The sequence below is a fragment of the Blastococcus sp. HT6-30 genome, assembly GCF_039729015.1.
GTDB lineage: Bacteria > Actinomycetota > Actinomycetes > Mycobacteriales > Geodermatophilaceae > Blastococcus.
Window position 1 is genome coordinate 1,897,135 of the sequence record NZ_CP155792.1, and the last position, 19,818, is coordinate 1,916,952.

The 19,818-nt window shown below is 72.2% G+C and carries 19 protein-coding genes and 1 pseudogene; 11 read left to right on the forward strand and 9 right to left on the reverse strand.

All coding sequences use genetic code 11. The features are described 5' to 3' along the window. Nucleotides 1–79: 79 nt before the first annotated feature. From ABC795_RS09140 to urtA, 6 genes and pseudogenes are all read right to left on the reverse strand, one after another. A pseudogene (locus ABC795_RS09140) lies at nt 80–211 on the reverse strand (IS256 family transposase); the annotation flags it as partial. Nucleotides 212–474: 263 nt separating this feature from the next. Next, complete coding sequence (urtE, locus tag ABC795_RS09145) at nt 475–1,167, reverse strand: urea ABC transporter ATP-binding subunit UrtE (RefSeq protein WP_347056868.1); 693 nt, start codon at nt 1,165–1,167, stop codon at nt 475–477. Continuing rightward, complete coding sequence (gene urtD, locus ABC795_RS09150; RefSeq protein ID WP_347056869.1) at nt 1,167–1,928, reverse strand: urea ABC transporter ATP-binding protein UrtD; 762 nt, start codon at nt 1,926–1,928, stop codon at nt 1,167–1,169. The genes urtE and urtD overlap by 1 nt, the downstream gene beginning before the upstream one ends. Beyond that, complete coding sequence (gene urtC / locus ABC795_RS09155) at nt 1,928–3,082, reverse strand: urea ABC transporter permease subunit UrtC (protein WP_347056870.1); 1,155 nt, start codon at nt 3,080–3,082, stop codon at nt 1,928–1,930. Before urtC ends, urtD begins: the two co-directional genes overlap by 1 nt. Continuing rightward, nucleotides 3,079–3,963 carry an urea ABC transporter permease subunit UrtB gene (gene urtB / locus ABC795_RS09160; protein ID WP_347056871.1) on the reverse strand — a complete coding sequence of 295 codons (885 nt, stop codon included), beginning with the start codon at nt 3,961–3,963 and terminating at the stop codon, nt 3,079–3,081. Before urtB ends, urtC begins: the two co-directional genes overlap by 4 nt. A 23-nt stretch (nt 3,964–3,986) precedes the next feature. Beyond that, on the reverse strand, nt 3,987–5,267 hold the full coding sequence (urtA, locus tag ABC795_RS09165) for an urea ABC transporter substrate-binding protein (RefSeq protein WP_347056872.1): 1,281 nt from the start codon (nt 5,265–5,267) through the stop codon (nt 3,987–3,989). 227 nt (nt 5,268–5,494) lie between these two features. Between urtA and ABC795_RS09170 the strand changes: the two genes are divergently transcribed. The 7 genes from ABC795_RS09170 to ABC795_RS09200 all read left to right on the forward strand — a co-directional run bounded on the left by ABC795_RS09170 (nt 5,495) and on the right by ABC795_RS09200 (nt 11,470). Beyond that, nucleotides 5,495–5,797, forward strand: coding sequence for an urease subunit gamma (locus ABC795_RS09170; RefSeq protein WP_347056873.1), 303 nt, complete (start codon nt 5,495–5,497; stop codon nt 5,795–5,797). After that, nucleotides 5,794–6,114 (forward strand): urease subunit beta, encoded by a 321-nt coding sequence (locus ABC795_RS09175; protein WP_347056874.1) that lies wholly within the window; start codon nt 5,794–5,796, stop codon nt 6,112–6,114. Before ABC795_RS09170 ends, ABC795_RS09175 begins: the two co-directional genes overlap by 4 nt. Further along, nucleotides 6,111–7,835 carry an urease subunit alpha gene (locus ABC795_RS09180; protein WP_347056875.1) on the forward strand — a complete coding sequence of 575 codons (1,725 nt, stop codon included), beginning with the start codon at nt 6,111–6,113 and terminating at the stop codon, nt 7,833–7,835. Before ABC795_RS09175 ends, ABC795_RS09180 begins: the two co-directional genes overlap by 4 nt. Further along, entirely contained in the window at nt 7,835–8,512 is a 678-nt protein-coding gene (locus ABC795_RS09185) for an urease accessory UreF family protein (RefSeq protein ID WP_347056876.1), read from the forward strand. The genes ABC795_RS09180 and ABC795_RS09185 overlap by 1 nt, the downstream gene beginning before the upstream one ends. Then, entirely contained in the window at nt 8,502–9,212 is a 711-nt protein-coding gene (gene ureG / locus ABC795_RS09190; protein ID WP_347056877.1) for an urease accessory protein UreG, read from the forward strand. Before ABC795_RS09185 ends, ureG begins: the two co-directional genes overlap by 11 nt. Beyond that, nucleotides 9,209–9,910, forward strand: coding sequence for an urease accessory protein UreD (locus tag ABC795_RS09195; protein ID WP_347056878.1), 702 nt, complete (start codon nt 9,209–9,211; stop codon nt 9,908–9,910). The genes ureG and ABC795_RS09195 overlap by 4 nt, the downstream gene beginning before the upstream one ends. Before the next feature lie 762 nt (nt 9,911–10,672). After that, nucleotides 10,673–11,470, forward strand: coding sequence for a hypothetical protein (locus tag ABC795_RS09200; protein WP_347056879.1), 798 nt, complete (start codon nt 10,673–10,675; stop codon nt 11,468–11,470). A gap of 56 nt (nt 11,471–11,526) precedes the next feature. On the opposite strand, the gene ABC795_RS09205 is transcribed toward ABC795_RS09200, so the two are convergent. The 3 genes from ABC795_RS09205 to ABC795_RS09215 form a co-directional block, all read right to left on the reverse strand. Beyond that, nucleotides 11,527–13,764, reverse strand: coding sequence for an MMPL family transporter (locus tag ABC795_RS09205; protein WP_347056880.1), 2,238 nt, complete (start codon nt 13,762–13,764; stop codon nt 11,527–11,529). Nucleotides 13,765–13,920: 156 nt separating this feature from the next. Continuing rightward, complete coding sequence (locus ABC795_RS09210) at nt 13,921–14,604, reverse strand: response regulator transcription factor (protein ID WP_347056881.1); 684 nt, start codon at nt 14,602–14,604, stop codon at nt 13,921–13,923. Further along, on the reverse strand, nt 14,601–15,845 hold the full coding sequence (locus tag ABC795_RS09215) for a sensor histidine kinase (protein ID WP_347056882.1): 1,245 nt from the start codon (nt 15,843–15,845) through the stop codon (nt 14,601–14,603). The genes ABC795_RS09210 and ABC795_RS09215 overlap by 4 nt, the downstream gene beginning before the upstream one ends. A 301-nt stretch (nt 15,846–16,146) precedes the next feature. On the opposite strand from ABC795_RS09215, the gene ABC795_RS09220 reads away from it, so the two are divergent. The 4 genes from ABC795_RS09220 (at nt 16,147) to ABC795_RS09235 (ending at nt 19,352) form a co-directional block, all read left to right on the forward strand. Then, nucleotides 16,147–17,061: an ABC transporter ATP-binding protein gene (locus tag ABC795_RS09220; RefSeq protein WP_347056883.1), complete on the forward strand. Its 915-nt coding sequence runs from the start codon at nt 16,147–16,149 to the stop codon at nt 17,059–17,061. Further along, entirely contained in the window at nt 17,058–17,771 is a 714-nt protein-coding gene (locus ABC795_RS09225; RefSeq protein WP_347056884.1) for a hypothetical protein, read from the forward strand. The genes ABC795_RS09220 and ABC795_RS09225 overlap by 4 nt, the downstream gene beginning before the upstream one ends. Nucleotides 17,772–17,820: 49 nt before the next feature. Continuing rightward, a complete protein-coding gene (locus ABC795_RS09230; RefSeq protein ID WP_347056885.1) occupies nt 17,821–18,597 on the forward strand; it encodes an SDR family oxidoreductase in 777 nt (258 codons plus the stop codon). Nucleotides 18,598–18,680: 83 nt separating this feature from the next. Next, nucleotides 18,681–19,352 (forward strand): DUF2807 domain-containing protein, encoded by a 672-nt coding sequence (locus ABC795_RS09235; protein WP_347056886.1) that lies wholly within the window; start codon nt 18,681–18,683, stop codon nt 19,350–19,352. Nucleotides 19,353–19,818 lie beyond the last annotated feature (466 nt).

The following is a 19,818-nucleotide window of genomic DNA, read 5'->3' on the forward strand; positions in this document are numbered from 1 at the left end:
ATCCGCCGATTCCTCCGGCCCAATCGTGTTCACCCGTCATGTCGGTCGCGCATCACGCTTGCCGCGGATCGATCCCCAAGACGGCGTCGGCCTCGGCGCTCATGAGAGTGTTGATCAACGTGGTCAGCATCTGCCGCAGCAAGTCAGGGCTGCCCTGGGCCAGCTGCTCGTGCAGGAAGTGGGCAGGCTCGATACTGCTCCGAGCGGTCAACGCGTCGTACTCCTGAAGGACTGTGAGAGGTCATCCAGAAGATGACGCGGTGGCGGCTTTCACGTCGTCGTCGGCCCGCTGTTCACCGGGGCCGTCGCACACCACCCTTGGTGGACGCGCCTACTCCGCGCCCGGGTCGGCCGCTGAGCAGCGCGGCAAGGCGGACCGCCGCCTGGCGACCCGTGCGAGGTGGACGTGGCGAGTGGCCCGCGGCGGGATCACAGCACTCTGGTGCGGCCGTCGATCGCCCCGTCCGAGTCGGATCAGATCGCCATGGCTGCACGAACCGCGCCGCTCGACGTTAGGCCACCCTCGCCGGTACCGACCACCCGTCCCGACTCGACGACGTAGTAGGTGCTGGCCGCGGTCAGGGCGAAGCCGACGTGCTGCTCGACCAGGAGCACCGACAACCCGCCCCGACGGGTCAGCGCAAGAATCGCCTCCTGGATCTCGGTGACGACGCTGGGCTGGATCCCCTCGGTCGGCTCGTCGAGAACCAGCACGCGAGGAGCGGTGATCAGGGCTCGGGCGATCGCCAGCTGCTGGCGCTGGCCGCCGGAGAGCAGGCCCGCCTGGCGGGCGAGCAGGCTCCTCAGCGCCGGGAACAGGTCCAGCGCCTCGTCGGTGCGCGCCCGCCCGTCCTTCCGGCCGTCCGCCACCAGCTGCAGGTTCTCCCCCGCCGTCAGCTGCGGAAAGCTCTGCTGGCCCTGCGGGACGTAGGCCAGTCCCCGGCGCACGCGCTGGTGCGGGCTGAGGCCCGTGACGTCCTCACCCCTCAGCAGCACGCGCCCCGACCGCGGCTTCAGCAGACCGACCGCCGCGCGCAGCACCGTCGTCTTGCCTGCGCCGTTGTGCCCGAGTATCGCGGCCACGCCGTCGGGAGGGACGACGACGGAGACGCCGTGCACCACCTCGGTCCGCCCGTAGGCGATGTGGACGTCGTGCAGTTCGAGCATCAGTGCACCACCTGGTCGTCGGGCTGCTGGTGTCCGGGGCCGAGGTAGATCTCCTGCACGCGTGGATCGGCCTGGACCTGGGCGTAGGTGCCCTCCGCCAGGACCTTGCCGGCAGCCAGCACGGTGACCGAGTCGGCGTAGGCGCGCAGGAACTCCATGTCATGCTCGACGACGACCACCACGTGGTCCCGCCGCACCCGGCGGAGCAGCTCGCCGGTTTGCTCGCGTTCCTCCGCGCTCATGCCGGCGACCGGCTCGTCGAGGAAGAGGACCGTGGCGCTCTGCACTAGCAGCATGCCGATCTCGAGCCACTGCTTCTGCCCGTGCGCGAGCTCCCCGGCCGGCCGGTCGCGCAACGCCGTCAACCCGGTGGTCTCCATCGCCAGCTGCACGTTGTCGGGGACGGAGGTCCTGGCCCGCAGCAGGGAGCGCCGCCGGCGACCCGCTCCCGCCGCGATGTCCAGGTTCTGCAGCACGGTCAGCTGCTCGAACACGCTGGCCGTCTGGAAGGTGCGCCCGACACCGGCCCGGGCGATCTGGTGCTCCTTCTTCCCGAGCAGCTGGATGCCGTCGAACTTCGCCGAGCCGGTGGCGGCGGCCAGGCCGGTGACCGCGTCGACCAGGGTGGTCTTGCCCGCGCCGTTGGGGCCGATCAGGAAGCGGAGGTCGCCCTGCAACACGGTGAGGTCCACGCCGTCGACGGCGACGAAACCGTCGAAGCTGACCCGCAGGTCCTTGATCTCCAGGTAGTCCTCCCGCATCACGGCCTCCCGCTGTGGACGTCGGCCGGGGCTCGCTCGGGATCGGCGTCGTCCACCAGCGGTGGATCGGAATCGTCAGGTCCGTGCCCCCGGCTCTCCTCGGCGAGCGTGCCGACGCCGACGCGACGACGCCCCCGCAGTACCCCGCCCAGCGAGCCGATGCCGCCGGGGAGGAACGCGACGACGAGGACGAAGAGCAGACCCTGGAGGTAGATCCACCCGGACTCGAAGTTCTCCGACAGGGTGCTGCCCGCGTAGGAGACGGCCAGCGAGCCGAGCACCGGCCCTAGGAGCGTGGCCCGGCCGCCGACGGCGACGCCGATGAGGAAGCCGATGGACGGCACGACCCCCACGTTGTTCGGCGAGATGATCCCGACGATCGGCACGAACAGGGCACCGCCGATGGCGGCGAACACCGCCGCCACGACGTAGGCGACGACCTTGACCAGCGCCGGGTCGTAGCCGAGGAACCGGACCCGCTCCTCCCCGTCGCGGACCGCCGTCAGCAGCTCGCCGTACCGGCTGCGGCGCAGCTGGTGCACGATCGCCACCATCGCGATCAGCACACCGGCCGCGATGAAGTACAGCATCCGGCGGTTGACCGGGTCGTTGAGCACGAAGCCGAAAAAGGAGCGGAAGTTGCTCAGCCCGTTGGAGCCGCCGATGGTGTTCTGCTGGCTGATCAGCAGCAGGGCGAACGCCGCCGCGGACGCCTGGGAAAGGATCGCGAAATAAGCGCCCTTGACCCGCCGACGGAACACGCCCAGTCCCAGCAGCAGGGCGATGAGCCCCGGGACGACGACGATGCCGCCGACCGCGACGACCGGGTTGCGGAAGATCTCCCACCACCACGGCACCCCGCTGCCGGTGATCATGAACGCCGGCCGGCCGCCCGGTCCGGCATCGGCAAGCTGCAGGTGGATCGCCATGATGTAGGCGCCGAGGCCGAAGAACACGCCCTGGCCGAGGGTGAGCATGCCGCCGCTCCCCCAGGCCAGCCCGATGCCCACGGCCACCATCGCCACGCACAGGAACTGGGCGAGCAGCCGCAGCCGGAAGTCGCTCAGCAGCGCCGGCGCCGCACCGAAGAGGACGACGATCCCCAGCAGGTACCCGCCGAGCACCAGGGCCCGGCCACGCCACACCCCGCTCACACCAGGCTCCTCGTCCGGACGCTGAACAGACCCTGGGGACGAAGCTGCAAGAAGGCGATCACGCAGACCAGCAGCAGCACCTTGGCTGTGCTGACCGACTGGGAAAACGCGAAGAACGCCTGCAGCACGCCGAGCCCGAAGGCCGCCATGACGGCGCCCTTGATCTGCCCCACGCCTCCGGCGACGACGACCAGGAACGCGTCGACGATGTAGTTCTGGCCCATGTAGGGCTGGGTGGAGCCGATGAGCGTGAGCGCCACACCGGCCAGCCCCGCGAGCCCGGACCCGATGAAGAACGTCATCCGGTCGGTGAGCCGGCTGTTGATGCCCGACGTCTCCGCCAAGCCCCGGCTCTGCACCACCGCTCGGATCCGCCGTCCCAGGGAGGTGAACCGCAGGACGGCGCTCAGCGCCACCACTGCGGTGACCGCCACGACCACGATGAACAGCCGCCCATGGGTGAACGGCACCCCGAACAGCTCCACGTTGCCGCGCAGCCACTCCGGGGCCCGCACCTCGACGGCCGGAGCCCCGAAGACGTCCCGGGCCAGCTGCTGGAGCATCAGCGCGACCCCCCAGGTGACGAGCAGGGTGTCCAGCGGCCGGGAGTACAGCCGGCTGATCAGGGACACCTCCAGCAGCACTCCCAGCAGGCCGCCGACGAGGAACGCCAGTGGCAAGGCGATCAGCAGCGCCAGACCGGCGCTGCCGATCACCTGCTGGACGACGAACGCCGTGTAGGCGCCGGCCATGAGGAACTCCCCGTGCGCCATGTTGATGACGCCCATCTGCCCGAAGGTCAGCGTGAGCCCGAGGGCGATGAGCAGCAGCACCGAGCCGAGGCTGATGCCGGCGTACAACTGGCCGAGGACGGCGTCCATCGGTCGACCTCCCACTCAGCCGGTCAGCAGTAGGTCTCGTCCTTCTCCATGTCGGCGGCCCAGTCGTAGCCCTCCAGGCAGGGATCGGGCTCGATCGGCCCGTCCGAGGACAAGACCACGTCGATCAGGCCGTCGGCATTGACCCGGCCGATGAGCGCGGTCTTGGCGATGTGGTGGTTGTCCCCATCCACCGTGACCGAGCCCTCGGGGGCGTCGAAGCTGACGCCGTCGGCTGCCTCCTGCACGTCGTTCACGGCGAAGGACTCGGCCTTCTCGACCATGCCCTTCCACAGGTAGACCGAGGTGTAGGCGGCTTCCATCGGGTCGCTGGTCACCGCGTCCTCGCCGTAGGCCTCCTTGAAAGCCGCGACGAAGGCATCGTTCTCCGGGGTGTCGACGGTCTGGTAGTAGTTCCAGGCCGTGTACTGGCCCTCCAGCCTGTCCACCCCGATGCCGGGGACCTCCTCCTCGGCGATGGACACCGAGATCACCGGCATCGTCTCCGGGGTCAGGCCGACGTTGGCGTACTGGGTGAAGAAGCTGACGTTCGAGTCGCCGTTCAGGGTGTTGAAGACCGCGTCGGCGCCGGAGGCCTGGACGCGGTTGACGATGGTCTGGATGCCCTCAGTCGAGCCGAGGGGCTCGTAGTCCTCACCGACGATCTCGATGCCGTGCTCCTCGGCGTAGGCCTTGATGATCGCGTTGGCCGTGCGCGGGAAGACGTAGTCACTGCCCACCAGGTGCAGGCTCGTCACGCCGAGCTCGTCCTTGAGGTAGTCGAGTGCCGGGATGATCTGCTGGTTGGTCGTCGCGCCGGTGTAGAAGATGTTCTCCGAGGCCTCCAGGCCCTCGTACTGCACCGGGTAGAACAGCAGCGCGTCGTTGCTCTCGAACACCGGCAGCATCGCCTTGCGGCTGCTGGAGGTCCAGCCGCCGAAGACGGCGGCCACGCAGTCGCTCTGGATGAGCTTGGTGGCCCGCTCGGCGAAGACGGTGGGCTCGGACGCGCCGTCCTCGGTGACGACCTCGAGCTGCTTGCCCAGCACCCCGCCGTCGGCGTTGATCTCCTCGACGGCGAGTTCCAGGGAGCGGCGGACGGTCGTCTCGCTGATCGACATCGTCCCCGACATCGAGTTCAGCAGGCCGATCTTCACCGAGTCGCCCGACGTGTCGACGCAGGACTCGCCGCCGCCGGATGCGCTCGCGTCGGTGTCGCCGGTCCGGCTCCCGCAGCCGCTGGCGACCAGCGCGAGGGTGAGCAGAGCAACGGGGGCCGCCACACGGTGCTGTCCAAGGGTGAGCATGGGGCTCCTAGTCAGAAGGCCCGCCGGAGCGGGCCGCGGATCTATGGGGCGCCGGGCGCCGCGAGGCTGCGAGCTCTCGGGCTGCCCGGCGGAGAGGAACCTATGAGCCGGGTGTTCCGGAAATAGTCGTTCCGCGTGAATGGCGTGTTACGCAGCGGAGCGGCTGCACGCTCACGGCCACCACGGCGCGTCACATGGCCGTAACGGAGCGCCGCTAGTTTTCGGTCATGCGTCTGACCGAGCACGAGCAGGAGCGGCTGCTGATCACCCTCGCCGCCGACGTCGCCCGACGACGGCGGGACCGCGGGCTAGCGCTCAATCACCCCGAGGCGGTCGCGATCCTGACGTCGTTCGTGCTCGAGGGGGCCCGAGACGGGCGCACCGTCGCCGAGCTGATGACCGCCGGCCGCGACGTCCTCGGGAGGGACGACGTCCTGCCCGGCGTGCCGGAGATGATCGAGTCGGTGCAGGTGGAGGCGACGTTCCCGGACGGGACCAAGCTCGTCACGCTGCACGGGCCGATCCGATGATCCCCGGCGAGATCCTGCCCGCCGAGGGCGACATCGATCTCAACCCCGGCCGGCCCGTGCTGGAGCTGGTCGTGGAGAACACCGGTGACCGGCCGGTGCAGGTCGGCTCCCACTACCACCTGGCCGCGGCCAACCCGGCGCTCGCGCTGGACCGGCAGGCGGCCTGGGGCCACCGGCTGGACATCCCCGCCGGCACCTCGGTGCGGTTCGAGCCGGGGCTGTCCCGCACGGTCGCGCTCGTGCCGCTGACCGGCGCCCGCCTCGTCCCCGGGCTGCGCTCGGAGTACGCCGGCCCGCTGGACGGAGCGCGCTCATGAGCCGGCTGAGCCGGGAGCGCTACGCGGCCCTCTACGGACCCACCACCGGCGACCGGGTGCGGCTGGCCGACACCGACCTGCTCATCGAGGTCACCGAGGACCGCTGCGGCGGACCGGGCGCGCTGGCTGGTGACGAGGTCGTCTTCGGCGGCGGCAAGGTGATCCGCGAGTCGATGGGGCAGTCCGCCCGGACCCGCGCCCAGGGCACGCCGGATCTGGTGATCACCGGCGTGGTCGTCCTTGACCACTGGGGCATCGTCAAGGCCGACGTCGGCGTCCGCGACGGCCGGATTGTGGCGCTGGGCAAGGCCGGCAACCCCGACACGATGGACGGCGTCACCCCCGAGTTGGTCATCGGCCCGTCGACGGAGATCATCGCCGGCAACGGGCTGATCCTCACTGCCGGCGCCATCGACGCCCACGTGCACTTCATCGCCCCGCAGCAGATCCCGGTGGCCCTCGCCGCCGGCGTCACCACGCTCATCGGTGGCGGCACCGGCCCCGCCGACGGGACGAAGGCGACCACGGTCAGCCCCGGGGCCTTTTGGCTCGAGGCGATGCTCGACGCGCTGACCGCGTGGCCGGTCAACGTGGCGCTGCTGGGCAAGGGCAACACCGTCGACGAGCGGGCCCTGACCGAGCAGCTGGAGGCGGGCGCGTCGGGCTTCAAGCTGCACGAAGACTGGGGGACGACGCCCGCCGCGATCGACGCCTGCCTCACCGTCGCCCAGCGGCACGGGGTACAGGTCGCCATCCACACCGACACCCTCAACGAGGGCGGCTTCCTGGAGTCGACGCTGGCCGCGATCGGCAACCGGCCGATCCACACGTACCACACCGAGGGGGCCGGAGGCGGGCACGCGCCGGACATCATCCGCGCAGCGAGCTTCCCGAACGTGCTCCCCAGCTCCACGAACCCGACCCGGCCCTACACGCACAACACCCTCGACGAGCACCTCGACATGCTCATGGTCTGCCACCACCTGGACCCGTCGCTCCCCGAGGACCTTGCCTTCGCCGAGTCCCGCATCCGGCCGACGACGATGGCCGCCGAGGACGTGCTGCACGACCTCGGGGCGCTGTCGATGATCGGCAGCGACTCGCAGGCCATGGGCCGGATCGGCGAGACCATCATCCGGACCTGGCAGACCGCGCACGTGATGAAGCGGCGCCGCGGCGCGCTGCCCGGCGACGGCCCCGCCGACAACCACCGGGCCCGGCGGTACGTCGCCAAGTACACGATCGGCCCAGCGGTCACCCACGGCATGGCCGGCGAGATCGGCTCGGTGGAGCCGGGCAAGCTGGCCGACCTCGTGCTCTGGGAGCCGGCCTTCTTCGGCGTCCGCCCGCACCTGGTGCTGAAGTCCGGCGTGATCGCCTGGGCACGGATGGGCGACGCCAACGCCTCCATCCCCACCCCGCAGCCGGAACTGCCGCGGCCCATGTTCGGCGCCTTCGGCGGGCTGCCAGCCCGCCTGGGTCGAACCTTCGTCTCCCCCGCCGCCTTGGAGGCCGGCTTCGCCGACCGGTGGCGCAGCGACCGGCCCCTGGTGGCGACCGGGGACGTCTCCCGGTTGTCCAAGGCCGACCTGCCCGAGAACGACGCGCTGCCGCGCATCGACGTCGACCCGGAGGCGTTCACCGTACGCATCGACGGGGAGGCCGTGGAGCCGGAGTACGCCGAGAAGCTGCCGATGGCGCAGCGGTACTTCCTCTTCTGATGCACAGCCTGCTCCTGCTGCTGCTGGACTCCCGCTCCCCCGCGGGCGCCCACGGCCACTCGGGCGGCATGGAGCCGGCGGTCACCGCCGGTTTCGTCCGCGACGAGGACGACGTCCGGCGGTTCTGCGCCGGTCGGCTGGCGACCGCCGGCGCGGTCGCGGCCGGGTTCGCCGCCGCGGCCGCCCGTGCCTGGGCCGCCGGCGCCCCCGCCCCGGAGTGGCGGGACCTCGACGACGAGCTGAGCGCACGGACGCCGTCGGAGGCGGCGCGCGCCGCCTCCCGCGCCCTGGGCCGGGGCCTGCTGCGGCTGCTGCGCTCCACCGTCCCGGACGTCGACCCCCGCCCCGCCTGGTCGCTGATCGAACGGCCCGCGCCGCACCACGCCCTCGTCCTCGGCGGCGCCTGCGCGATCGCCGGTGGCGACCCGGCCCTGGCCGCGCGGGCCGCGGCGCTCGGCGTCTGCACCGCCCCGGCGTCGGCCGCGGTCCGGCTCCTCGGCCTGGACCCCTACGCCGTCCACCGCCTGCTCGCGGAACTGGCGCCGGAGATCGACCGGGTCGCCGACGCCGCCGCCCGGCCGATGCCCGCGTCCGCCCTGCCCGCCGGATCGGCCCCGGCGCTCGAACTGCTGGCCGATGTCCACGTCACGAGAGAGGTCCGGCTCTTTGCCTCCTGAGCTCCGTCCCCGCGCCCCCCACCACAACGATCCCGGCGACTCCACCGACAGCGGCCTCGGCCTGCTCGCCGCCCGTCCCGGGGGCCCCGGCACGCCGATCCCGCGGATCGGCATCGGCGGTCCGGTCGGTAGCGGCAAGACCGCCCTGGTCGCCGCACTCTGCCGCGCCCTGGCCGGCCGGCTGTCGATCGGCGTGGTGACCAACGACATCTACACGACCGAGGACGCCGACTTCCTCCGCCGGGCCGGTGTGCTGCCCGCCGACCGGATCCGGGCGGTGCAGACCGGCGCCTGCCCGCACACGGCGATCCGGGACGACATCAGCGCCAACCTGGACGCGGTCGAGCAGCTGGAGGAGGACGTGCCCGGGCTGGACCTGGTGCTCGTGGAGAGCGGCGGCGACAACCTCACCGCCACCTTCTCCTACGGGCTGGTGCACCGGCAGATCTTCGTCGTCGACGTCTCAGGCGGGGACAAGGTGCCGCGCAAGGGCGGTCCCGGGGTGACCCGGTCGGACCTGCTCGTGGTCAACAAGACCGACCTGGCCCCGCTGGTCGGCGCCGACTTGTCGGTGATGGACCGGGACGCCGCGGCCGTGCGCGAAGGCCGTCCGGTGCTGTTCACCTCGCTGGCGCAGGACCCGACCGCCCGGGTGGTCGCCGACTGGGTCCTCGAGACGGTCGCGGCGCTCACCCGGTGATCACCTCCGCCCGTGCGGAAGTCACCCCCGGCGTGCTCGCCGAGCTGTCCAGCCGCCCGCCGCTCACGCTGCGCCAGGTGCGGGCCCGGCCGGGCACGGTCGGGCTGTGCCTCGTGGGCACCGCCGCCGGCCCGCTGGACGGCGACGAGCTGCGGCTGACCGTGGACGTCGCCGACGACGCACGGGCGGAACTGGTCGCCGCCGGGGCGAGCATCGCCCAGGGCGGCGCATCCCGGATGGCCACGTCGGTCCGCCTCGGGGCCGGCGCGCGCCTGGACGCCGATCCCGGCCCGCTGATCGTCAGCGCGGGTGCCCGCGTCGACGTCGATCTCTCGATCGACGTCGAGCCGACGTCCACGCTGGTCTGGCGGGAGCTGGTCGTCCTCGGGCGCACCGGTGAGCCCCCCGGCCGGGCCACCCTGCGCTGGGACGTGACCCGCGGCGGATTGCCGGTGCTGCGTCAGCACGTCGACCTCGCCGATCCGGCGCTCGCCGGCTGGCATGGCTCGACCGCCGGGTGCCGGGTCCTGGTGAGCGAGTTGCGCATCGGGCCGGACGTGGACGCTCGGACTGTGGTGCACTCCCCCACCGCCGTCACCCAGCGGTTGGCCGACGGCGCCACGCTCACCACGGTCCTGGCCGCCTCGGCCGCGGCGGCTGAACTTCTTCGCTCCTCGTGGGAAGCCGCCGGGAGGTGACCGGCGACCGGTCCAGCGAGGGCGGCAGGACGACGATCGACGATCGAGCGATTCCAGCACTGGAGCAGAACTGGACCGCGTCAGCGCGTGCGCAGGCGTGCGCGTACCTACCAAGTCGCCCCCTCGGACACCAAGTTGGAACCCCACAGCTCTCAAGCCACGGGGCCGCCCAGTGGTCTACAGGAACAGCGGAGGTGTGTGCGTATGTAGCGTGTCGCCCCTCGGACACCGAGCGAACCCCCACGGTCTTCGGGCCGGTGGGGTGTTTGCTTGCCTCAGACGTCGGCACGTCTGTCCGATGCCTGAAGGGGCCACGTCAGTCTGCAGGCCGGCCCGAGGTCTCGGACGTCCGTCCGGCGCCCCTTCCAGGCAAGGGGCAACTCAACCGGACAACCCGTCTCGTCCGCGGCCAGGGGGTCGGGCTCACCTCGCCGTGCCGGCGTCGGAGGTCGGACCACTCGATGTCCACGGCGATGCCTCGAACCGAGGTTGCGGGAAACGTCCGTGGAACGGTTCCCCTTCACGGTCTCCCTCCGGCGTCGCCTTCGACGACGGGCGCCGGTGGCGGCCCACGACCGCCTGGACGCCGACGCGGTGCCCGGTCCGAACAAGGTGGGCAGCACGTCTGGCCCTCGTTCTCGCCGAGCGGTTCTCCTACGGCCATCGACGTCCTCCTCGACGGGCGTGGAAAGCCAGCGGCGCAGAGGCCTGCCGGGCGAAAGGCGGCCCGGAACCGATCCGACTGACCGTAGGCTGCTGGGCGTGGCAGGTATCGCGCGCTGGCGGCGCTGGGTGCCCACTCCCCGGGCGGACTCGGCTGCAGTCCCCTCCCCCGCTGCTCCGGCTTCAGCCACGGACGTGCTGTACGCCGTTCCGCTGCCTGCATCCGACCCGGACCGCATCAACCAGTTGGCGGGGTTGTTGCGCGGGCATCAGGACGTGCTGGCCGCCGAGCGGCTCGCGGCCGGCGTCGAGGCTCAGACGTTCTGGCTGCAGCACCTGGACGAGGCCGACGTCCTGCTGGTGCACCTCCGTGCCGGCGATCCGTGGGGCGCGGCGCGCCGGCTGGCTCAGCCGGCCGACGAGGAGACGGCGCGGGTCCACGCCCGGATCACCGCCGCCCTGGGGGCCGATCCGTGGCATGCCGGTGACACGCCTCCCGTCGAGGTGCGCCGGTTCTCCGCCCCCGGCACCGCAGACGAGTTCCCGGAGGTCATGGCGTTCGCCACCGTGCTCCTGCCGGGGGTTTCCGCCGGCATTCCCGAGCGACGTCGCGCGATCGACCGGTTCGACGACGTCCGCCACGAGCTCACGGGCTCGCGTCAGGAGGCGCACTTCGTCCAGCGCACCAGGATCGGGGAGCTGTACCTGATCTACGCGCGCGGTGAGGTGTCCCGGCTCCTGGAGGTCATCCGGACCTCCGACCACCCGTTGCTCCAGGCCGAGCGGGACATGAGCGTCTTCCTCTACGGGATCGACCTCACCCAGCGGTTCATGCCGATCCCTTCACCACTGCACGCGTGGACCGCACCGGTCCCCCTGGCCGTTCCCCGCACCTGAACTGGGAGGCACCGAGGGGCACCGTCCGTCCGGACGGCGCCCCTCGGGCGGCACGATCAGTCCCGGCTCAGGAGGAGTTCCTCCTCGGGCTTGCGCGGGGCAGGCACAGTGACTCCGGGTGCTGCATCCGGGTCTACGTCATGTCGCAGGGTGGGCAGCCAGTGCAGCCAGCGCGGCAGGTACCAGTTGGCGTCCCCCAGCAGCTGCATCACCGCCGGCAACAGCAGCGCCCGGACGATGGTGGCGTCGAGCAGCACCGCGATCGCCAGACCCAGCCCGATCTGCTTCATGCTGGTCAGCGACAGGGTCAGGAAGGTCGCGAAGACGAAGACCATGATCACCGCGGCGCTGGTCACCACCCCGGCGGAGCTGGTGATGCCCTGGGCGACCGCTGTCCGGGTGGGCAGGCCGCGGTCGTGGCCCTCACGGATCCGGCTGAGGATGAAGACGTGGTAGTCCATCGACAGGCCGAACAGGATCACGAACAGGAAGAGCGGGATCCAGTTCACGATCGCCCCGGTCCGGTCGATGCCGAGCAGCCCCAGCCCCCAGCCCTCCTGGAAGACGAGCACGAGTGAGCCGTAGGCCGCCGCGACGCTGAGCAGGTTCAGCACGATGGCGGTCACGGCGACCACCACGGAGCGGAACGAGACCAGCAGCAGCACGAACGCCAGCGCCAGCACGAAGCCGAACACCCACGGCGTCCGGTCGGCCATGAGCTCGTCGAAGGCCACCGAGTAGGCGGTGCTGCCGGAGACCGCCACCGTGGCGTCCTCCAGGTCGCCGGCCGTTGCTGGGAGGATGTCGTCGGTCAGCGTGGCCAGGGCGTCACGTGAGACCTGCTCCTCCCCGTCACCGACCAGCGGGACGCCGACGACCGCGACCGTGCCGGCCTCGTTGGTCTCGACTGTGATCGGGTCGTTCATCTGCCCACTGGCCAACGCTCGTCCGCGCAGATCGGCGATCGCCGCCTGCACCGCGGGGGTCGTGACGTCGGGCGCCTCGATCACCACCCGCGCCGGGGAAGGGCCGCCGGGGAACGCCTCGGTGATCCGCTCGTAGGTCTGCATCACCGCGAGGTCGTCGGGGATGTCCTCGACGCCCTCGTTGCGCAAGTCCATCGACAGGGCCGGGAGGGCGAGACCGATCAGGGCAGCCGCCGAGACCACCGCGGCGACCAGCGGCCGGCGCAGCACCGCGCCGAGGACCGCGGGCCAGAACCGGCCGGGCCCGCCCTCCCGCTGGCGGCGCAGGAACGGGAGACGGCCCTTCTCCACCCGGTCGCCCAGCCAGGCCATCATCGCCGGCAGCACGGTGAGCGAGCCGAGCACCGAGCAGGCGACGACGAGGATGGTGGCCGAAGCGACGCCGGTGAACACCGAGAAGCCGGTCAGGAACATGCCCGCCATCGCGACCATGACGGTGATGCCCGAGATGAGGACCGCGCGTCCGGAGGTGGCCGCGGCAATGTCCAGGGCGTCGACCGGCCCGGCGCCCCTGGCGCGCTCTTCGCGCTCGCGCTTGAGGTAGAAGAGCGAATAGTCCACGCCGACGGCCAGGCCGATGAGCAGCATGACGATCTGCGCGGTCTGGTCGACGTGCCAGAGCTGGCTGGTCAGGCTCAGCAGGCCGAGCGCGCCGACGAACGCGGTCAGCGCGAACACCAGCGGGAGCACGGCGGCGACCAGCGCACCGAAGGTCAGCAGCAGCACCGCCAGCGTGATGGGGATCGACAGCAACTCCGCGCGCTGGAAGTCCGCGTCGATCGTCTCGTTCAGCGCCAGGTCGGCGCTGATGTCGCCGAACTGCTCCACCCGGACGTCGTCGTGCTCGGCCGCCACCGCGGCGACGGCGTCCTGGATGGGACCGATCCGCTCCTCGGCGCTCTCGGCGTCCCCGGCGATGTCGAAGGTGACCAGCGCCGAGAGTCCGTCGGCGGACACCAGCGGGGCGCCGTCGAGGGGGCTGACGACGTCGGTCGCCTCGGGAGTGGCCCGCAGCCTCTTCACCACGTCGGTCACAGCGGCGGTGGCGACGGCCTCGGGCGCGCCGCGCTCCCGCTGTACCAGCACCATTTCCGAGGCCGGCTCCTCCCAGCCGTTCTCGTCGAGGATCCGCTGTGCCTCGGCCGCCCCACCCAGCAGCTGCTCCGCAGGGGTCAGTTCCCCGCGCGGCAGCAGGCCGCCGAGGACCACGGCCAGGGCCACGAAGGCCAGCCAGCCGAGCACCGCGGTCCTGCGGTGCCGGGCGCTCCACCGACCCATGCGGCCGGCGATGTTGCGTGATGTCTCCACTGTCGTCTCCCGAGGTCCGGATTCGACGACAGAGCCTGCCCACGCCGGACGGCGTGCGCGTCGGCCGGCGGTCTGATCCGGCGGGCGGTCGTCCTGACCCGGATGGTGTACGACCCACGGGTGAGACCCTTGGGTGGGTGCTGCGCCGGTCTCGTGCTACGCCCCGGCCGAACCCGGCCTGAGCAGCCCGCTCTCGTAGGCGACCACCACGGCCTGCGCCCGGCTGGACAGGTGCAGCTTGGCCATGACGCGGCCCAGGTGGGTCTTCACGGTCGCCTCGCTGACGAACAGCTCCGCGGCGATCTCCTGGTTGCTGCGCCCGGTGCCCACCAGCCGAAGGACATCGACCTCGCGCTCGGTCAGCTCGGCCAGCTGCCTCCCCGAAGGCCGCGCCGACGGGGCCGGCTGGCGGGCGAACTCGGCGATGAGCTTGCGGGTGATCCCGGGCGAGAGCAAGGCCTCCCCCCGGGCGATCACCCGGACGGCGTCCAGCAACTCCACCGGCCGGGTGTCCTTGAGCAGGAAGCCGGCGGCGCCGGCCCGCAACGCGGCGAAGACGTAGTCGTCGAGATCGAACGTCGTCAACATCATGATCCGCGGCCGCTCGCCGCCGTCGGCCGGCCAGTCAGCGAGGATGGCCCGCGTCGCCTCGATTCCGTCCATGACCGGCATCCGCACGTCCATGAGGACGACGTCGGGCCTCAGCCGGTGGGCCAGCTCCACCGCCTCCTGGCCGTTCCCGGCCTCGGCGACGACCTCGATGTCGTCGTTGCGCAACAGGGCGCTGAACCCGGCCCGCACGAGCTCCTGGTCGTCCACGACGAGCACGCGGGTGGTCACGACCCGCTCCCGGCGGTCGCGCCCTCCGGCGCGAGGGGCAGCCGGGCGCGGACCCGGAAGCCCCCTCGGGGATCGGGCCCCGCCTCGAGTTCGCCGCCGACGGACGTGGCCCGCTCCTGCAGTCCGATCAACCCGTACCCGCCGGGGGTGCCCCGGCTCTCCCGTCCCCCGACCGGGCCGCGCCCGTCGTCGCTGATGTCGACCTCCAGGCGATCAGGCCGCCAGGTGAGCACGACCCGGATCTCCGCCGGGCCCGCGTGCTTGGCGGCGTTGGTCAGCGCCTCCTGCAGGATGCGGTAGGCGGCCAGGTCCAGCTGCGGCGGCAGCGATCGCGCGGTCCCGTTCACCGTCAGGGCGACCACCAGCCCGGTCGCGCGCGCACCGGCGAGGAGCTCGTCGAGCCGGTCCAACCCCGGCTGCGGGCCACGGCCGGCGGAGGCGGGGGCAGAGGCCGCGCCGCCGGAGCCGGACCCGGGCCCGTCGTCGACACGGAGGACACCCAGCAGCTGGCGCATCTCGGTGAGCGTCCGTCGGCTGCTGTCCTCGATCACGCCCAGCGCCTTGCGCGCGGTCTCGGGATCCCGGTCCATGACGTGCCGCCCCACTCCCGCCTGGACGGCGATGACGCTCATGCTGTGGGCCATCACGTCGTGCAGCTCGCGCGCGATGCGCAGCCGCTCCTGGGCCACCGCCTCCCGACTGTGTGCCTCGCGGTTCGCCTCGGCCTCCCGGGCCCGCTCCGCCAGCGCAACGGCCTGCAGTCGGCGGGTCCGGGCGGCGTCGCCCAGCGACCAGGCCGCGGCGGCCAGCAGTCCGTCCTGCAGCGCCGATCCCCAGGTGTACTCCGCGCGCCACTGCAGGTAGACGACCAGCATGGGCAGTGCCGCCAGGAGGAGCCCCGGCACCGACAAGCGCCGCGGGCACTGGGCCGCAACCCCGTAGAGGGCGACCAACACCGCGTAGCCGGAGAGCGAAGGCGGGTAGCCCAGCGCGACGAAGACGACCATCGCCATCGAGGCCAGCACCAGGACGGTCCACGGCGCCCACCGGCGCACCAGAACCGGCAGCGTGGCCACCGCCGCCAGGAGCCAAGCCAGGGCGTCGATCGGCCGCTCCCCCACGTCCGACGGCGCGGCCGCCAGCAGCCGGCCGGCGTGCAGCACGGCCAGGGCCGCCGTGAGCACCCCGTCGACCAGCCACGGCAGCGCGCGGCGCATCCGTTCAGGAGGTCGTCCGGGCACCGGGCCACTGTAGGAATGCCCACGGCTGCTCTGCCTGCCCCGTCAGGAGGAGACCGACCTACACCTGGAGTCTGACCCCGCGCCCGTGGCCACTGCCCGCGCTCCCGGTGACGGCCTCCGGGGGCTTCTGCCCGGGCCCCGGACCTGGCGCTCGACTACCACTCCCGGCGCAGCCGCCGGCGTGCCCTACCCCGGCAAGCGGGCCCCGGGGACCCGACCGCTGGGCGATGCCCGACGCGGCCGCCCCCTCCTACCGTTCCGGCCCGACGACGAACGAGCGACGACCGGGAGGAGCGCGGCGGTGGCGGTCATCGAAGTAGCAGGGTTGACCAAGCGGTACGGGGAGGTGACGGCGGTGGAGGACGTGGCCTTCACCGCCGAGGCCGGGCGGGTGCTGGGATTCCTGGGCCCCAACGGAGCGGGCAAGACCACGACGCTCCGCATGCTCATGGGTCTGGTCGCCCCCACTGCCGGGCACGCGACCATCGACGGCGTCGCCGTCCGGGACCTCCCCGACCCGGTCCGCACCGTGGGGGCGGTGCTCTCCACCGGTGCCTTCCACCCCCGCCGGACCGGGCGAGGTCATCTGCGCGTGCTCGCCGCGATGGCCTCGCTGCCCGCCCGCCGGGTCGACGAGGTCCTGGAGCTGGTGGGGCTCACCGATGCCGGAGACCGGCGGGCCGGCGGCTACAGCCTCGGCATGCAGCAGCGCCTCGGCCTGGCCGCGGCCCTGCTCGGCGATCCCCGCGTCCTCGTGCTCGACGAGCCCGCCAACGGGCTGGACCCCGACGGGATCCGCTGGCTGCGGACCTTCCTGCGCTACCTCGCCGCCGAGGACCGCACCGTGCTGGTCTCCAGCCACGTCCTCGCCGAAGTGGAGCACACCGTCGACGACATCGTCGTCATCCGCTCCGGACGGCTGGTCGCCCAGGGTGCCCTGGCCGACCTGATGCGCACACCGGAGCCGGTCGTCACCGTCCGGACGCCGCAGCCCGACCGGCTCGCCACGCTGCTGTCCGGGGCCGGAGGAACCAGCACCACGGTGGCCGCCGACCGGCTGGAGATCCGCGGCCTCGCCCCCGAATCGGTCGCCGAGGCAGCCGCCGGCGCCGGGATCCCCCTCTACGCCATCGACTCGACCACTCCCTCGCTCGAGGAGCTCTTCTTCTCCCTCGTGTCCGACCAGGACGCGGCCCAGACCGGAGGCATCCGATGACCGCTCTCCTGCGCGCCGAGCAGATCCGCCTGCGCACCATTCCCGCTCCGCTGATCGCCGTCGCGGTGATCCTCACGATGACCGGGCTCCTGGTCGGACTCGCCTTCGGGCTGGCGCCGGCCGATGTCGCCGAGGATCTCGCCGAGGCCGTGCGCGTCCCCGGTGTCCTGGCGGCGGTCACGATGCTGGTGCTCGGGATCCTGGGCGGCTCCAGTGACCACCAGCACCGGACCGCGGAGTCGACCTATCTCGTCCGGCCCCGCCGTGTCGACGTCTTCGCCGCCCGACAGCTGACCTACGCGGTCTTCGGCGGAGTCACCGGTGCCCTCACGGGGCTGGTCTCGTGGCTGCTCGCCGGCGTGATCGGCTCCGCCCGGGGCCTGCCGGCAGGGCCCACGGCCGACGCGGTCGGCCTGATCACCGCACCGGCCGTAGCCGCCACCCTCGCCGCCGTCCTGGGCGTGGGCGTCGGCTACGCCGCACGCTCGACGGTCGCCGGGATCCTCGGGCTCATGGCCTGGGCCGTGGTCGGCGAGAATCTCGTCGGCCTCCTCGTCCCGTCGACCTACCTGCCGGTGGGCGCCGTCAACGCCACCATGGGGCTCTCCGACGCCGGCCAGCCGCTCCACGGGGCGATCGCCCTGGCCGCCTACGCCGCGATCGCCGCCGTCGTCGCCGGCCGGCTCGTCCTCCCCAGGGACATCACGTGAACGGGTGCCCGCCACGTCTCCCATGGCCCAGCCCGACCTGTCCGGGCGGGTGGTGCTGGTCACCGGTGGCACCTCGGGCATCGGGTTGGCCACGGCCGCCGCATTCCTGGACGCGGGGGCAGCCGTCGCCGTCGCCGGGCGCGATGCCGGCCCCGGTCAGACGGCTCTCCGGCGGCTCGAGCCTCATGCCCGTGAGGCCTGCATGGTGATGTTCCAGCTCACCGACGTCACCGAGGAAGGCGAAGTCGAGGAGCTCGTCCGCGCTGTCCAGCGTCGCTTCGGCGGCCTGGACATCGCGGTCAACGGCGCCGCCAACGCCGAAGGGGCCGCCGACAGCGGGCCCGCCTTCACCGACATGTCCTCGTCGGCGTTCGAGTACCTCGTCCGTGCTTCGCTGACCAGCGTCTGGCTGTGCATGCCTCACGAACTGCCTGCCATAGCTGCCAGCGGGGGCGGCTCCATCATCAACATCAGCTCGATCGACGCGTTGCTCGCCCCGGCCGGGACCGCTCCGTACGCCGCGGCCAAAGCGGGGGTGAACGCGCTCAGCCGTGCGGCGGCAGCCGAGTACGCCTCGCGGGGCATCCGGGTCAACGTCATCAGTCCGGGCGCAGTCCGGACGCCGATGCTCGAGGCGAACCTGGCAGCCGACAGCGAGGAGGCACGAGCGGCCCTCCTCGACGGCTACCTGTCCCGGATCGCGGCCCGTCGCCTGGGTGAGCCGCGCGAAGTGGCGGCCGCGGCCGTCTGGCTGGCGTCCGAGCACGCGTCCTACGTGATCGGTCACAACCTCGTCATCGACGGTGCCGTCGACGGTGCGTGGTGAGCCGCCGCCCTACCCGCCCCACCCGGTCGGCGCCGAGCGTCTGGAGGACAGTGCTGACCCGCCGAACCACTCCCGTAGCCGCGATGCTGGCGGTCCTGACCACCACCGGCTGTTCCCTCGTTCCGGACACCGGCCCAGCCACCACCCAAGACCGCGTCGTCGCCGGCGTCACCGGCGTCCGGCTGGAGACCAGCGGGACACTGTCCATCACTCCGGGCGCTAGCCCCGCCCTCACCGTGACCGCCGGCAGCGAGATCATCGACACGCTCACCAGCGACGTCGAGGACGGGGTTCTGGTGCTCGCGCTCGACGGCCGGCCCCCCACGCTCGGCGACGTGCACTACTCGCTGACCGTCTCTCACCTCGACACCCTCGTCGTGGCCGGTTCCGGACAGGCCGTCGCCAGTTCCGTACCGGCCGACGCGTTGTCGGTCGCGGTCGACGGCTCCGGCGACGTCGAGATGAGCGGCATGGACATCGACGAACTGCACGTGGCGCTGACGGGCTCAGGAACCGTCGAGGCCCAGGGCGACGCCATCACCCAGGAGGTGCGAGTGGAAGGGTCCGGGAACTACGCCGCCGACCTCCTCGACAGCGCCGTGGCCACGGTGACCGTGGCCGGCTCCGGCAACGCCGATGTCCGGGTCACCGACGCCATCACCGCGACCATCCGAGGAAGCGGGGACATCAGGCACACCGGCGGCGCCCGGGTCACGAGCACGGTCGACGGCTCCGGGGAGGTCGTCGCGCGGTAGCCCGCATCATGATCATCGGTGCGCGGCGGCCCCGGCCTCCTGTCCCTCCCGGATGGTGGTCGACATCGCCGAGATCAGCGTGCGTGTCGCGCATCCGCCGCGTGAGCAGCCAGATGACCAGCACTGCGGTCAGCCCGTCGAGCCAACCGGCCAGTTGTGCGGTGGGGGCCGGGTCATCAGCGGCACGACCGTGAGACCACTGAGGCCCAGCTCAGCTCACGACGTCGTGCGCCGCCGGCCCCAGCGGTCCCTGGCGCGGATGAGGCCCGACGCGGCGACGTGCGCCCCGGCGACCACCAGCGGCGCGAGCAGCGGTACGGGCGCCACCGGCACCTCCGCGCGGCGGAGTCGTCGCCAGGCCCAGAGGGCGAAGGGCGCGGAGCAGGTGCGCGGTTGCGTGGTCCAACCGTCCGACCAGCTCCAGGCGGCCGGTCACGAGGTCCAGGCGCGCGAGAAGCCGTGAGAC

Bases quoted from the DNA above. Each gene is read 5' to 3' on its own strand.
- urtD (WP_347056869.1), bottom strand. From the start codon at position 1,928: ATGCGGGAGGACTACCTGGAGATCAAGGACCTGCGGGTCAGCTTCGAC.
- ABC795_RS09225 (WP_347056884.1), top strand. From the start codon at position 17,058: ATGACCGCTCTCCTGCGCGCCGAGCAGATCCGCCTGCGCACCATTCCC.
- ABC795_RS09185 (WP_347056876.1), top strand. From the start codon at position 7,835: ATGCACAGCCTGCTCCTGCTGCTGCTGGACTCCCGCTCCCCCGCGGGC.
- urtA (WP_347056872.1), bottom strand. From the start codon at position 5,267: ATGCTCACCCTTGGACAGCACCGTGTGGCGGCCCCCGTTGCTCTGCTC.
- urtE (WP_347056868.1), bottom strand. From the start codon at position 1,167: ATGCTCGAACTGCACGACGTCCACATCGCCTACGGGCGGACCGAGGTG.
- ABC795_RS09175 (WP_347056874.1), top strand. From the start codon at position 5,794: ATGATCCCCGGCGAGATCCTGCCCGCCGAGGGCGACATCGATCTCAAC.
- urtB (WP_347056871.1), bottom strand. From the start codon at position 3,963: ATGGACGCCGTCCTCGGCCAGTTGTACGCCGGCATCAGCCTCGGCTCG.
- ABC795_RS09170 (WP_347056873.1), top strand. From the start codon at position 5,495: ATGCGTCTGACCGAGCACGAGCAGGAGCGGCTGCTGATCACCCTCGCC.
- ABC795_RS09235 (WP_347056886.1), top strand. From the start codon at position 18,681: ATGCTGGCGGTCCTGACCACCACCGGCTGTTCCCTCGTTCCGGACACC.
- ABC795_RS09180 (WP_347056875.1), top strand. From the start codon at position 6,111: ATGAGCCGGCTGAGCCGGGAGCGCTACGCGGCCCTCTACGGACCCACC.